Annotated in this window: 13 protein-coding genes; 5 read left to right on the top strand and 8 right to left on the bottom strand. The window is 72.8% G+C overall.

Features of this window, described 5'->3' with window-relative positions:
• Window positions 1-6: 6 nt before the first annotated feature.
• Window positions 7-1,401 carry a carbohydrate-binding domain-containing protein gene (locus O7612_RS28765; protein WP_282269054.1) on the bottom strand — a complete coding sequence of 465 codons (1,395 nt, stop codon included), beginning with the start codon at window positions 1,399-1,401 and terminating at the stop codon, window positions 7-9.
• Window positions 1,402-1,676: 275 nt separating this feature from the next.
• Window positions 1,677-2,657: an NAD(P)-dependent alcohol dehydrogenase gene (locus O7612_RS28760; RefSeq protein ID WP_282269053.1), complete on the bottom strand. Its 981-nt coding sequence runs from the start codon at window positions 2,655-2,657 to the stop codon at window positions 1,677-1,679.
• A gap of 115 nt (window positions 2,658-2,772) precedes the next feature.
• On the opposite strand from O7612_RS28760, the gene O7612_RS28755 reads away from it, so the two are divergent.
• Entirely contained in the window at window positions 2,773-3,480 is a 708-nt protein-coding gene (locus O7612_RS28755) for a TetR/AcrR family transcriptional regulator C-terminal domain-containing protein (RefSeq protein WP_282269052.1), read from the top strand.
• 185 nt (window positions 3,481-3,665) lie between these two features.
• On the opposite strand, the gene O7612_RS28750 is transcribed toward O7612_RS28755, so the two are convergent.
• The 4 genes from O7612_RS28750 to O7612_RS28735 all read right to left on the bottom strand — a co-directional run bounded on the left by O7612_RS28750 (window position 3,666) and on the right by O7612_RS28735 (window position 8,734).
• On the bottom strand, window positions 3,666-3,890 hold the full coding sequence (locus O7612_RS28750; RefSeq protein WP_231932482.1) for a ferredoxin: 225 nt from the start codon (window positions 3,888-3,890) through the stop codon (window positions 3,666-3,668).
• Window positions 3,887-5,110, bottom strand: coding sequence for a cytochrome P450 (locus O7612_RS28745; protein WP_282269051.1), 1,224 nt, complete (start codon window positions 5,108-5,110; stop codon window positions 3,887-3,889). The genes O7612_RS28750 and O7612_RS28745 overlap by 4 nt, the downstream gene beginning before the upstream one ends.
• 163 nt (window positions 5,111-5,273) lie before the next feature.
• Window positions 5,274-6,140: a hypothetical protein gene (locus tag O7612_RS28740; RefSeq protein ID WP_282269050.1), complete on the bottom strand. Its 867-nt coding sequence runs from the start codon at window positions 6,138-6,140 to the stop codon at window positions 5,274-5,276.
• Between the two features lie 74 nt (window positions 6,141-6,214).
• The gene (locus O7612_RS28735) at window positions 6,215-8,734 is read right to left on the bottom strand and encodes a S8/S53 family peptidase (protein WP_282269049.1); all 2,520 of its coding nucleotides are present in this window, start codon (window positions 8,732-8,734) and stop codon (window positions 6,215-6,217) included.
• Window positions 8,735-8,863: 129 nt separating this feature from the next.
• Between O7612_RS28735 and O7612_RS28730 the strand changes: the two genes are divergently transcribed.
• From O7612_RS28730 to O7612_RS28720, 3 genes are all read left to right on the top strand, one after another.
• Entirely contained in the window at window positions 8,864-10,681 is a 1,818-nt protein-coding gene (locus O7612_RS28730) for a sigma-70 family RNA polymerase sigma factor (protein ID WP_282269048.1), read from the top strand.
• A gap of 87 nt (window positions 10,682-10,768) precedes the next feature.
• Window positions 10,769-11,149 (top strand): metalloregulator ArsR/SmtB family transcription factor, encoded by a 381-nt coding sequence (locus tag O7612_RS28725; protein ID WP_282269047.1) that lies wholly within the window; start codon window positions 10,769-10,771, stop codon window positions 11,147-11,149.
• Window positions 11,146-11,691, top strand: coding sequence for an SRPBCC family protein (locus O7612_RS28720; protein ID WP_282269046.1), 546 nt, complete (start codon window positions 11,146-11,148; stop codon window positions 11,689-11,691). Before O7612_RS28725 ends, O7612_RS28720 begins: the two co-directional genes overlap by 4 nt.
• A gap of 158 nt (window positions 11,692-11,849) precedes the next feature.
• On the opposite strand, the gene trpS is transcribed toward O7612_RS28720, so the two are convergent.
• Both trpS and O7612_RS28710 read right to left on the bottom strand, forming a co-directional pair.
• The gene (gene trpS / locus O7612_RS28715) at window positions 11,850-12,908 is read right to left on the bottom strand and encodes a tryptophan--tRNA ligase (RefSeq protein ID WP_282269044.1); all 1,059 of its coding nucleotides are present in this window, start codon (window positions 12,906-12,908) and stop codon (window positions 11,850-11,852) included.
• Window positions 12,909-12,994: 86 nt separating this feature from the next.
• Window positions 12,995-13,165 (bottom strand): hypothetical protein, encoded by a 171-nt coding sequence (locus O7612_RS28710; protein ID WP_282269042.1) that lies wholly within the window; start codon window positions 13,163-13,165, stop codon window positions 12,995-12,997.
• 77 nt (window positions 13,166-13,242) lie between these two features.
• Here O7612_RS28710 and O7612_RS28705 point away from each other — a divergent pair, with 77 nt between their 5' ends.
• Window positions 13,243-13,497, top strand: a complete 255-nt coding sequence (locus O7612_RS28705) for a hypothetical protein (RefSeq protein ID WP_282269040.1) — start codon at window positions 13,243-13,245, stop codon at window positions 13,495-13,497.
• Window positions 13,498-13,670: the final 173 nt, after the last annotated feature.

Raw genomic sequence — 13,670 nt, 5'->3', positions numbered from 1 at the left:
GGTGGCTCAGAACCGCCCGTACCGGCCGGCGGTGACGCCGGTCAGCACCCGGGTGGCGCCGGTGATGCTGCCGCCGGTGTAGAGACCGCCGACGTTGGTGCCGCTCACGCTGCCGCCGGTGTAGATGTCGTACCGCTGGCCGTTGACGATCCGGTTGGACGAGAAGACGACCTCCCGGACGGTGGCCGAGGTCCGGTACGAGGCCAGCACCGTGCTGCCGGACACGACGTGCACGGTGGTGTTGGCGGCCAGGTTGGCGTTGAACCGGGGGGCCACCCAGCCCTGGGCGTTGTTCGGCACCGCCTGGAAGACGGCCAGCGAGGTCAGCGCGGCGCCCACCACCGTGCCACCGGTGAAGGCGATCGGCCCGTCGGCGTCGATCGCGCCCTCGCCGCCACCCCGGGTGCTGGAGCCACGGGCCACCACGGTGCCCCCGGCGAAGGTGAGCGACCCGTTGGAGTCGAAGCCGTCGGTGCCGCCGGTGGCCACCACCGTGCCACCGGTGACCTTGATGAACGCGATCGCGGAGGGCTCCATGTGACCGAGCCCCTCCTCGGCGGCGTTGACCGCGTCGTCGCTGGCCACGACGGTGATGTTGCCGCCGCTGATGGTGGTCCGCAGTCCTTCCAGCGCCTCGTAGGACCGGGTGACGTTGATGGTGCCGCCGGAGATGTTCAGCACGTTCTCGCCCTTGACGGCGTCGTCGGCGACCGAGGCCGTGATCGTGCCGTTGGTGATGGTGAGCACGCCCTTGCCGGCCTCGGTCTCGTTGGACTTGAGTCCGTCGCCGCCGGACGAGGTCACGTTGATCGTGCCGCCGTTGACGGTGAGCGAGTCCTTGCCCCGGATCGCGTCGTCCACCGCGTTGACGGTGATGGTGCCGGACTGGATGATCAGGTCGTCCTTGCTGACGATGCCGTCGGCGTGGTTGGCGCGCACGGTCAGCGAGCCGGTGCCGGCGATGGTCAGGTCGGCGGCGCTGAACAGCGCGGAGTCCGGCTCGCCGGTGTTGGTGTAGGTCGCCGCGTCGGTGAGGGTGTTGCTGGTCCCGGCGGCGAGCGTGACGGTGACCGCGTCGGCGTCGGTGACGTAGAGCGGTGACGAGGTCGAGTTGGTGATCGAGGTGCCGGCGAGGATGAGTTCCACGGTGCCGGCGGCGGCGCTGTCCACCTTGACGTAGCCGTTGTTCAGCGTGCCCCTGATCTCGTACGAGCCGGGGGCGGTGATGGTGACGGCGCTGCCGGCGACGGTGACGTTGCTGCCGGAGACGGTCGCGCCGGTGCCGTTGAGGGTGATCGTGGCGGTCGGTGCGGCGGCGACGGCGGCGACGGCGAGCGGGCCGGCCAGCAGGGCGGCGGTGAGCCCGGCCAGGACGGCGGTGCGGCGTGCGGTGGCTTTCATGGCGGTCCTGCTCCTGTTCCTCGGTGCGGACGGGTGGCGGTGCGCGGAGCCCGGGTGCGGTGCGGGTGCCTCGAAGGCCGGCCGTCGACAGGGTGAACGGCGGATGAACGAGACCTTGCATCGACGATGGTAAATGAGAGCCGTCTTCCGTCAATAGTGTCGGGACGGCGAATCGAAGCGCTTCCACTATTGACAGCCCATTGACAGTTGATATTGGGAGACTTCCCGTCGGAGTCTGTCGAGCGGCGGGTGGGGCCGGCCGGATCGTCGGTGGGTCAGATGACGACGACCACCTTCGCGCGGGCGTGTCCGGTCTCGAGATGGGCGATGGCCCGGGCCGTCTCTCCGAGCGGATAGGTCCGGTCGACGACCGGGGTGAGGCGACCGGCCTCGGCGTGGGCGCGCAGCGTGTCGAGCTGTTCCCGGCCGGGGATCGCGGTGGGGACGAGGATGCGGTGCCGGACGAAGGGCGCCAGCAGCCGTCCCCGCAGGAGGAGCCGGACCGGTCCGAGGAGACTGCCCCCGTGGTACCGGCCACCGCCGGAGAGCACCAGTGTCCCGGTGGGGGTCAGGGCCCGTCGGAGCGCGGTCAGGGAACGGTTGCCGACCAGGTCGAACACGACGTCGTGGCGGGGGCCGTGGCTGAAGTCCGCACGGGTGTAGTCGACCACGCGGTCGGCGCCGAGCGAGCGGACCAGCTCGACGTTGCGGGTACCGCACACCCCGGTCACGCTCGCGCCGAGCGCCTTGGCGAGCTGGACGGCCAGGGTGCCGACACCCCCGGCCGCGCCGTTGACGAGGACCCGGTGACCGGGGCCGACCCGGCCGGCGTCGCAGAGCCCCGCCAGCGCGGTGCTGCCGGCCAGCGGCAGGGCGGCGGCCTGCTGCGGGGTCAGGTTCGCCGGCCTCGGTGCGACCCGGGTCGCCGGGGCGCAGACGTACTCGGCGAACGCCCCGTTGGCGTCCCCGAGGTCGCCGAAGACCGCGTCGCCCGGACGGAACCCCCGCACGCCGGCACCGACGGTCTCGACCCGGCCGGCGAAGTCCCGGCCCCGGATCCGCGCCCGGGGCCGCGACACGCCCAGCGCCAACCGGGCCATCCGGGGATCGCCGCGCATCACGTGCCAGTCGTACGCGTTGACTGCCGCCGCCTCGACCCGGACGAGCACCTCACCGGCCGTGGGAACCGGGACGTCGACCTCGGCGAGTACCAGGACCTCCGGCGGACCATATCGATTCTGAACGATTGCTTTCATCGTCGACCCCCTTGTGGTGTACGGCGTACACTCCGCTTCTCCCCACGGTAGGTGTACGCCGTACACCTGTCAATTACGGATAGGGTCCTCTCACCGACCGAGGACGGGAAGAGAGATGGCCGAGCAGGCTGGGACGCTGCGCCGGACGCCGCTGAGCAGGGACCGGGTGTTGCGGGCCGGCGTCGCGCTGGCCGACGGGGCCGGGATCGGGTCGCTCAGCATGCGCAACCTCGCGCAGGAGCTGGGCGTCGTGCCGATGGCCCTCTACAAGCACGTGGCGAACAAGGACGAACTGCTCGACGGCATGATCGACGTGATCGTCGGCGAGATCGATCCGCTGCTGCCGGACACCGACTGGCGGCACGCCGTCCGCCGACGCATCCTCTCGGCACGGCAGGTGCTGCGTCGTCACCCCTGGGCGCCGCTGGCGATCGAGTCGCGGAACATGGCGACGCCCGCCGTGCTCGCCTACCTCGACTCGATGATCGGGGCACTGCGGGCCGGCGGGCTCTCCGTCGATCTCACCCACCACGTCATGCACGCGCTGGGCAGCCGGATCCTGGGCTTCAGTCAGGAGTTGTTCGACGCCTCCCGTCAGGCCGGGCGTTCCGGTCCGACCGGTCCCGAGCCGGCGGCGTCGATGCCACCCGAGGTCGCCGCCCGGTTCCCGCACGTCGCGGAGATCGCCCGGGCGGCCGCCCACGAGGACGCGTCCGTGGTGGGGTCGGGCTGCGACGACCAGTTCGAGTTCGAGTTCGCGCTCGACCTGCTGCTGGACGGCATCGAACGGCTACGCCGACAGGGCTGGACGTCGTCGCGCTGAACCACCCCCGTCGACGCGGCCGGACCCCGCTTGGCCGGGGTGCGTCCGTCGGTGGTGCACCGGGCTGAGCGCGGCGCACCACCGGGGCCGGGCTGACGGGGCCCCGGTACACCACCGGGGCCGGGCTGACGAGGCCCCGGTACACCACCGGGGCCGGGCCGTCCGGTACGCCGGCGTGGCCCGCCTCAGTCGAGCCGGATCGCGTCGGCCGGGCAGAGGTCGGCTGCCCGCTGGAGGCGGTCCCGCAGCGCCGCCCGTGGTGCGGGATCGCGCAGCAGCACCAGCCCGTCCGTGTCGTCCTGGTCGAAGACCTCCGGCGCGGCGAGGACGCAGTTGCCCGACCCGCAGCAGCGGCCCCGGTCGACGCTGACCGCCACCGTCGTCGCCCCATCCGTCGGCCGGGGCGTCACCAGGCCACCGGCAGTGCGTCCAGGCCGAAGACGATGGAATTGTCGCGGACGGCCAGCTCCTGTGGGGCCGCCGTCACCCGCAGGTCGGGGAAGCGGCGGGCCAGCTCCACCAGTGCGATCCGGAGCTCGGCGCGGGCGAGCGGCTGCCCGATGCACTGGTGCATCCCGAACCCGAAGGCCAGGTGCTGGTGGGCCTGCCGGTAGGGGTCGAACCCGTCGGGATCGTCGAAGACCCCGGCGTCCCGGTTGGCCAGGGAGAGCAGGACGACGGCGCCCTCGCCGGCCCGGATCCGCCGGCCGCCGATCTCGACGTCCTCGGTGGCCACCCGGAGCAGCCCGGTCCGGACGATGCTCAGGTAGCGCAGCAGCTCGTCGACCATCCCGGCGGCGAGCTCGGGCCGGTCCCGCAGGATGGCGTACTGCCCGGGGTGGCGGGTCAGCAGCAGGACGCTCAGGCCGATCATGTTGGCGGTGGTCTCGTGGCCGGCGACGAGCAGCAACAGTGCCATCCCGACCAACTCGTCGACGCCCAGCTCGCCCGGCTCGACCCGTTCCCGGACCAGCCGGCTGAGCAGGTCGTCCGCCTCCTCGGGACGCGCCCGTTTGCGGTCGACCAGCGCCCGGAGGTAGCCCCGCAGCTCCTGCGCGGCGTGCTGGACCTGATCGGCCGGCAGCCCGCGGTCGAGCAGGCGGCGACTGCGGGACTGGAAGAAGTCGTGATCGGTGTAGGGGACGCCGAGCAGGTGGCAGATCACCTTGGACGGCAGGGGCAGGGCGAACGTCGACACCAGGTCGGCCGGGGAGCCGGCGGCGGCCAGGTCGGCCAGGGCCTCGTCGACGGTCCGGTGGATCAGCGGTTCGATCCGGCGGACATTCTTGATCATGAACTCGGCGGTCAGCATCCGTCGCAGCCGCAGGTGGGCGTCGCCGTCCATCTGGATGAACGTGCCCTGGAGATCCCTGGTCGCCTCGGACGGCAGGGGGCGGAGCAGGGGAAAGCCGGGACGCTGGAAATCGGAGCTGAACGCCGGATGCCGGAGCAGTTGGCGTACGTCGGCGTGCCGACTGACCAGCCAGGCGGTCGCCCCGGTGGGCAGCAGCACCCGGGTCACCGGGCCGACGTACCGCTGCCGCTCGGCGTCGTCGAGGGGGGTGAACGGACTGCGGGCGGAGTTGACCGGGGGCCAGTGGGGCAGGTCGGTCTCCATGGTCTGTGTCATGTGGAACATCTCCTACCATGACCATGAGTAGTCGTATCGATGCAATACGTTACCGACGGGCGGTGGTCGACACAACCCCGGACCGCCGCCGGCCCCGCTGTTCCACACCGACGATCGGCGCGGAACCGCGGGGCCGGCGGGTGGCCGTCGACTCACCGGTCGCTCAGCTCGCACAGACGGCGTACGCCCGCACCTTCCAGTTGCCGCTGAAACCGTTCTCGTCCTCCGTCGCGCGGACGGTCGCGGTGGTCGACGAGGTGGGCCGCATCTCGGTCAGCCGCACCTGCCCCTCCCCGCCGACGATCTCGCCGCCGACACCGTGCAGGCGCTTGCCGGCCGGGCAGGTCGCGGCGACCGCACGGCTGGTCGTCGAGTTGTCGGCGCTGTCCACGATCACCCGCTGCTCACCGGGGAGCGGGTCGACGCAGATCACCGACGCGTCCACCGACCAGTTGCCCGCGAAGGCGTTGCCGGCCTCGACCCCCGCCACCGTCACGCTGGTCTGGTTGATCCGCAGATCCTCCAGCAGCACGTCACTGGCTCCCGAGCCGAGGGCCAGGGCCGCGCCGCCGCCGCCGATCGCCCGCTTGCCCACCGGGCAGAACAGCTCCAGGAACTTCGGGTTCACCGAGTTGGCCGCCGAGTGGCCGGTCACCACCTCCAGACCCGAGGGCGCCGGGGCGCAGATCGCGCTGGCGGTGAGCGCCCAGTTCCCGGCGACCCCGTTCGGGTCCTCGCGACCGGTCACCGAGTAGAGATCGGCGTTGGCCAGCGGCTGCACGATGTCCATGCCCACCTGGCCGAGACCCGTCCCGCTGACCGCCCCGCCGCCGCCGATGACCGTGGTGCCGGTCGGGCATACCGCGTTCTGCGACTTGGCGACACTGTTGCTCGGTCCGACCGTCGTGCGGAACAGCAGGCCGGGCACCGCCGCCACCGGTCCGCTGAGCGCGACCTGACCGAGCACCACCGCGCTCAGCAGGGCACCGCCCAGGGCGACCGTCCGTCGCGTCCACTCTTGTCCACGCATGATGTTCTCTCCTCGTGTCGTACGTTCCCGGAACCGGTCGGTCCCGGGGCCTGTTCGGATGGGGAAACCGGCCGTCAGGGGGTGAGCCGTCGGATCCGGACCGGCACGGAGTCCGTGCCGACCAGTCCCGTCGCGTCGAAGACCTCCAGCCACACCGACCAGGTGCTGGTGTCGGTGCCGCTGGTGAGCTGGGCCAGCGCCGCGGTGAAGGACGCGCAGTTCTTCGGCGTGACCTTGTCGTCGAGCGGCTCGCCGGTGGGCACCGCGCTGCCCTGGCACAGCACCTGCTTGACACCGCCGTCGCCGTACGCCGTCCAGCGGAACCGGTTTCCGGCGAGTACGCCGTCCTCGGCGTCGAACCCGGTACCGGTGAACGCGACCGACTTCGGCCCGGACTCGATCGTGGTCAGCTCCAGGGCCGACGCCGGCAGGGTGATCGTGGCGGTCGGCCGGGTCTGCCCGGCCGGCGGCGAGGTGACCGAGAAGGCGCGCTGCACGCTCGCCCCACCCGCCGCGAACGTCACGGTGTACGCCCCGGGGGTGACCGCGTTCGCCGGCAGCAGCGCCTGGTGACCGGTCTTCTCCAGGACCACCGTGTTGCCGCGCCGCACCGTCCAGGAGACCTTCGCGTCGGGGAGCTGCCCGAAGAGGTCCGGGTCGTTCGAGGTGCCGAGCAGGCCGACCGACTGCCCCGCCGGGAGGGTCAGCCCGGCCGGCGGCGAGATGATCCCCACCGTCGCGGGGCTGTCCACCACCGTGACGGTCACCGACGCCGAGCCGGTACGCCCCAGGCTGTCGGTGGCGCTGGCGGTGATGACGTGGCTGCCGGCCGACAGCGACGGCACGAAGGTCTGCGACCCGGTGGCCAGCTCACCGTCGAGGCTGCTGGTCCAGGTGAGCGGGATCTCCTTGCCCAGGAAGTCGGTGGCCGCGCCCCAGAGGTCCACCGACTGGTGCACCCCGAACTTCTGCTTGGTCTTCGGGGTGCTGATGGTCACCGCGGGCTTGCCGACGGTCACCCCCAGCGCCTTGGCGACGGCGGCCAGCGCGTCGATCCGGCGCTGGCTGCCGGTCACCTTGTCGCCGAGCCCACCGACGTGGGCCGTGTCGTTGAGGATCTCGCGGACCTGCTCGGAGGTGAGCGTCGGGTCGGCGGCCATCACCAGGGCGGCGACCCCGCCCACGAACGGCGAGGCGACACTGGTGCCGCAGGTGGTCTTCGTGGTGTTGACCGCCGGCGTGCCCGGATCGGTCAGGCCCGCCACACACATCGGACCGTAGATCTCCACCGACGTGGTGAGGTCCTTGGTGCCCCAGTTCGACCCGCCGGACACCGTCGCGTTCGTGTTCATCCCGCCCACGCACATGACGTGGGTGCTCTCGCAGGGCACCCAGAGGGTGTCGCCGTCGACGTTCGTGCCGTTGTTGCCGGCGGCGGAGACGATCAGCGCCCCGGTGTCCCGGACGTGCTTCATCCGCCGGTCGGTCCAGGTGCGGGCGTGGCTGACGCCGAGGTCCACGTCCCGGGTGAAGCTGAGGTTGACCACGTCCGGGTGGGTCGCCTCGGCGGCCTTCTCCAGCCGCCGCAGGACCGTCCAGTAGTCGATGCCGTTGCGGACGGCGACCAGTTCCTGGACCACCGGCCCGGCCGGACCGGCGGTGCCGTAGTCGTTGTCGACCCGGCCCATCCCGGCGAGCACCACGTCGGAGGCGTGCCACGGGCAGGGCGTGCCGCCGGTGCAGTCGTTGGTGTTGGTCTCGCCCCACTCCGCCTTGTGCAGGGAGACCTTGCTCGGGAAGTCGGAGTTGAACTGGAACCCGCCGTCCTGCACCAGGTACTTCACCTGCTTGGTCAGCTTGCCCTTGCTCTCCAGCAGCTGCCAGGCCGGGGCCACCCCGATGTCCATCGCGCCACCGGCCCGCATGAACGTCCAGTCGAAGACGTTCTTGCCGATGTCCGGGGCCTCGAACACCTTGCCGTCGGTGATGCCGGACGGCTCCACCAGCCAGTCGAGGACCAGTTCGGTGCCCGTCCGCCACTCGGCGGCGGCCAGCGCGAGCAGCCGCAGCGCCCGCTCGTCGCCGACCCGGTAGCCGCCGGACTGGCGCGGCTCGGCGGCGAGCAGGTCGGCGACCAGCCCGGCCGGGTCGGCCCGGTTGGCGTCCACCCGGACGAGGTGGTCCTGTCCCTGCTCGTCCGGCGCGAACGAGTCGAGCACCTGGCCACCCCAACGGGCCAGGAAGGCGTCCAGTTCGGCCTGGTCGGAGACCCGCACCATGACCTCGTCGAGCACCAGGCCGGCGGGCTTGCCGTCCGGGCCGGCCACCACACCGACCTGCCGGTCGGTGCCGACCCGGCCGACCGGGTCGAGCGACAGCCGGGGCACGGACAGGCCGGGGTCGACCCGGAAGGCCAACGGCTCGGTAGCGGTGGCGCCGGGCACCCCGGTCGGTCCACCCGGGACGGTCGCGGCGGTGGCGTCCACCGAGGTGGCCGCGACGAGTCCGGCGGCGAGTGTGGCCACCACTACGGTGGCGAGGTACCGGTGTCGGCCGGTGCCCGGTCGGTGGGTTGCGGAACGTGTCGTGGCCATGGGGCTCTCCCGGGGTCGACGGTGTGTTGACACCGGTGGGAGCAGCGGCGGGTCGGTATGCCAACAGAAAGTTCCCGGGAAATTTTTTCTTCGCTCTACTGGAGCGGTGGACGAGTGGTGGGGGCACGGATGGACGTGACGGCGCTGGACGACCGGGCGCTCGTCGAGGCACTGCGCCACGGCGACCGGGTCGGCCTGGAGGGCATCTACCGGCGGTACGCCGACCGGCTCTACACGTACGCCCGGGTGCTGCTGCGCGAGCCGGAGGCCGCCGCGGACGCCGTCCACGACGCGTTCCTCCTGGCCAGTCAGCGCATCGACCAACTGCGCGACCCGGACCGGCTGCGCTCCTGGCTGTACGCGATCGTGCGGACCGAGTGCCTGCGGCAGCTGCGGGAGCGGTCCCGTTCCGAACCGCTGACGGAGGTGGTCGAGCCGGTGGCCGACACCGCCGATCCGGCCGCCGTCGTCAACGCCGACCAGGTACGTCACCTCGTGCACCTGGCGGTCGCCGCGCTCAACCCCGGTGACCGCGAGGTGGTGGACCTGGCCATCCGACACGACCTGTCCTCCGCCGACATCGGCGCGGCGCTCGGGGTGCCCGCCAACCATGCGCACGCCCGGCTGTCCCGGGCCCGATCCCAGCTCGAACGGGCGCTCGGCGCGCTGCTCGTCGCCCGGGGCGGGGCGCGGGACTGCCCGGCCCTGGCCGACCTGCTCGACGACTGGCAGGGCCGGCTCACCCCGACCCTGCGCAAGCGGGTGGCCCGGCACATCGACGACTGCGCCCGGTGCGGGCTGCTCCGGCGCGAACAGTGCAACCCGGCGGCGCTGCTGACCGCGTACACGGCACCGGGCTTCCTGGTGGTCGCCGACTCGGTCTGGCCGCGGCTCGCCGACGCGGACCCCGCCACCGGCCAGGCCGCCGGCACCAACCCGGCCGACGGCGGTGGCCCGGCCGACGGCGGTGAGGCGGGCACCGGTCCGGCCGGCGACGGCGGGGCGGGCACCGGTCCGGCCGACGGTGGTCCGGCCGACGCCACCGGCGGGGGGCGGGGCCCTGATCCGGCCGGGGCGGCCCAGGGGCACGCCGAGGTGCCGTCGGCGGAGGCCGCCGCGCCCACCGACCCGTCGTCGGCGGCCGGTCCGGTCGCCGCCGGGGACGGGTCGGCCACCACCGGCCCCGGGAGGGTCGTCCACGCGGTGCCGGCCGGCGTTCCCGCGGCGGTCACCTCGGGTGACACGGCGGCGGCGGGCACCGCCGCCCGACCGGTCCGGACGGCTGCCGCGACCCGGAACCGGCGTCGGCTCGCCGGCCTGCTGCTGTTGCTGTTGCTCGTCGCGGCCGGTACCTGGGCGTTCTCGTCGGGCCGGCCGGCCGCCGAGCAGGCGGCGGTGACCTCGGGCGACGGGTCCGGAGGCGCGTCGTCGTCGCCGGCCGTCAGCACCGGCGGGCAGGTCCCGGAGCGGACGGCGACGGCCGCGGGTCCGGCCGGTGGCGGGGTGTCGGCCACCGCCGCTGCGCCGTCGACCGGTGCCGTGCCACCCGCCGGTGCCGTGCCACCCGCCGGTGCGCCGCCGGTCCCCGCACCGACCCGCCCGTCGGCCGGACCGCCGGCCGTGCCCCGCCCGCCGGCCGCGCTGCCGCTGGCCGTGCCCTTCACGGTGGTGGCGGACGCGCACGTCCGCTGCGGCACGGACACCTGGAGCCTGGTCGTCCGGGCCACCGGCAGTGCCACGATCGGGACCGCGCAGCTGCGGTGGACGCCCGCCGGGGGTCGGCTGGCGAGCCGGACGATGACCGTGGACGGATCGTCCGCCCGGGTGACAGTGGGTCAGCTCCGCGCCTCCGCCGTGACCTGGCGGGTGCGGGTGACCAGCACCGACGGCCGTACGGCGGAGAGCTCGTCGTCCACGGTCGAAGACCCGTGTGTCCGGCCCGGCTGACGGTCCGGCCGCGTCGCAAGGTCGTCCGCTGACCGTCGTCGGCGGGCGGCCGCGGCAAACCCGTAACCCATAGGTTACGCTTTCCGGGTGGACGAGGTGGCGGCGGCGATCGCCGATCCGATTCGTCGCAGCATTCTCGAACTGCTGCGGGACGGCGACCTGCCCGCCGGGGAGATCGCCGACCGATTCCCGGTCAGCAGGCCGGCGGTCAGCCGCCACCTGCGGGTCCTCCGGGACAGCGGCCTGGTCCGCAGTGAGCTGGTGGGCCGACGACGGCTCTACCGGCTCGACGCCGACCGGTTCACCGAGCTGGTCGACTGGCTCGCCCGGTTCCGTCGTCCGCACGGCTGGGCGCAGCGCCTCGACGCGCTGGAGACGGAGGTCCACCGCACCCGCCGTGAGCGGCGCACGAGCGACCCGGCACACCGGGCAGACTCCGCACACCGAGCAGTAGGAGAGACCGCATGACCGGCACCCCCACGGGGCAGTTGTTCCGCACCCCCACCGGCACCGACCTCGTCCTGGTCCGCACCTTCCGCGCCCCGATCGAGGACGTCTGGCGCAGCGTCACCGAACCCGACCGGACCGCCCGCTGGTTCGGACGGTGGGAGGGGGACGCCGCCCCCGGCCGGACCATCCGGTTGCAGATGGCCTTCGAGGACGGCACCCCCTGGACGGAGCTGCGGATCGAGGTGTGCGAGGCACCCCGGCACCTGGCCGTGTCGGCGGCCGACGAGTCGGGCGGCTGGCGGATCGAGCTGCTGCTGACCGAGACGGCCGGCACCACCGAGCTGCGGTTCACCCACCACCTCGACACCGAGGAGCACGTCGGCGAGATCGGCCCCGGCTGGGAGTACTACCTCGACCTGCTGGCGGCCGCCGGCCCCGACGCCCCGGCGGGCACCGGCTCCGCGCCGGAGGCCGCCGGTTCCGCCCCGGGGATCGACTTCGGTGACTACTACCCGGCGATGAAGCCGTACTTCGACCAGCTTCGTACCCCGACCACCTGACGGCCCGCCGCCCCGGAGCGGCCCGGCAGGTCGCGCTGGTGAGGTGCGCCCGTACCCGAGCCGCCCGGCGGCCGTGCCGGTGAGGTGCGTCCGCGTACCGGGCCGCCCGGCGGCGGTACCCCGCGAACGCCGGCCGGCCCGGTGACCGGTACGCCGGTTCAGGCCGGTCCGGCCGCAGTCCGGCGTGCCCGCTCGGCCCGCCGCCGGACCTGCTGGTAGGCGGCGGTCAGACCCATGGCCCGGCGGACCTCGACCAGGGTGGCCCGGACACGTTCCCGGGTCCGCTCGGTGCCCTCGACGATCACCTGGTCGACCAGCCCGGGCTGCGCCTCGATCCGGGCCCGGCGCTCCCGGATCGGGTCGAGGAACCGGTTCACCGCGACCGCCAGGGCCTCCTTGACCTCGACGTCACCGATCCGTCCGGCCCGGTACCGGGCCGCGAACCCGGCCACCTGCTCCCGGTCCGGATTGAACACCGCGTGGTACGCGAACACCGGGTTGCCCTCCACCGTCCCCGGTACGTCGGCCCGGACCCGGTTCGGGTCGGTGTACATCCCCATGACCTTGCGGCGGACCGTGGCCTCGTCATCGGAGAGCGCGATGGCGTTGCCCCGGGACTTGCTCATCTTCGCCTGCCCGTCGGTACCGACCAGGGTCGGCGTGTCCGACATGATCAACTCGGGAACCGGGAAGACCTCGCCGTAGAGGTGGTTGAACCGGCGGGCGATCTCCCGGGTCACCTCCACGTGCGCGGCGTTGTCCTTGCCGACCGGTACCACGTGTGCCCGGACACACAGGATGTCGGCGGCCTGGAGGACGGGATAACCGAGCAGTCCGTACGGGATCTCGTCGCGTCCCGCGTCCCGGGCCATCTCCCGAACCGACGGCACCCGTTCCAGGCGGGGCACGGTGATCAGGTTCTGTAGGAGCGTGTTGAGGTCGCCGACCTCGGGAATGGCCGACTGGAGGTAGAACGTCGCCTGCGCGGGGTCGACACCGCAGGCGAGGATGTCGGTGACCATCTCCCGGGCATTGCCGGACACCGCGGCGATGTCGTCCCGGCTGTTGCGGGTGGTCAACATGTGCAGGTCGGCGATGATGAAGTAGCTCTCGTGCCGGTGGTGCAACGCCACCCGGTTGGCGATGCTGCCGACGTAGTGGCCGAGGTGCAGCCGCCCGGTGGGACGGTCGCCGGTGAGCATGCGGGGAACGGACATGGTGATACGCCTTCTCTGCGGTAGGAACGTGCGGGGCACGCGGGTGCGCGACCGACCGGGGCCGTCAGGCCACGAGGTCGGGAGGGTCAGCTCGGCGCGAGCCGCCATCGCCCGCCGGCACGGAACCGCAGTCCGCCGGCCCGGAGGAGATCGAGGGTCCGCTCCCGACCGAAGCCGGGGCGGGCCGGACCGGGCACCGACGAATCACCGGGGAGGCCGGTCGCGGCCTCCGGCGCGTCGGTAACCGGTCGGGTCATGGTTCCACCGTAGAGCCCGGCGGTGGTTTTCGTGGGGGCGCGTCGGAGGACGGCCGACGCGGGCATACTCGTCGACCATGGTCCTGTCCCGGGGTTGGTCGCTGTTCCTGGTCGGCGTAGGGGTGTGGAGCTGGGTCATCTGGCCCAGGTTCGGGCTCGCCATCTGGAACGACCCACGCTCCTGGGCGGGTGGCACGATCGGTGCGGGAACGCCGACCGGGTTCCTCTGGATCCACGCGCTCCTGATCGCCGCCTCCCTGGTGATCGGCACCCTCGTCGGGGTGCTCGGTACCCGGGGATGGCGGGCCGGTCGCCGGTCCGAACCGCAGTGAGCTGGGGATTTGACGATCAAACCCGAAACCGCGTAACTTTCTCTCTGCCAGCGCGGAACGGGGCAAACGGGACGAAAGTCCCGAGAGTCAGGTTCCGGGTTTGGCACCGGACCGCTCGGGGCATCATGTCGAGCGACACCGGATCGGGCGGGGTTGGTCGAGACGTCGTAGGG

Origin of the sequence: Micromonospora sp. WMMD987, from assembly GCF_029581435.1 — a bacterium.
Taxonomy (GTDB): Bacteria; Actinomycetota; Actinomycetes; order Mycobacteriales; family Micromonosporaceae; genus Micromonospora; species Micromonospora rifamycinica.
The sequence above is the reverse complement of the archived record's forward strand: the minus strand, read 5'-3'. Positions and strand labels throughout refer to the sequence as shown.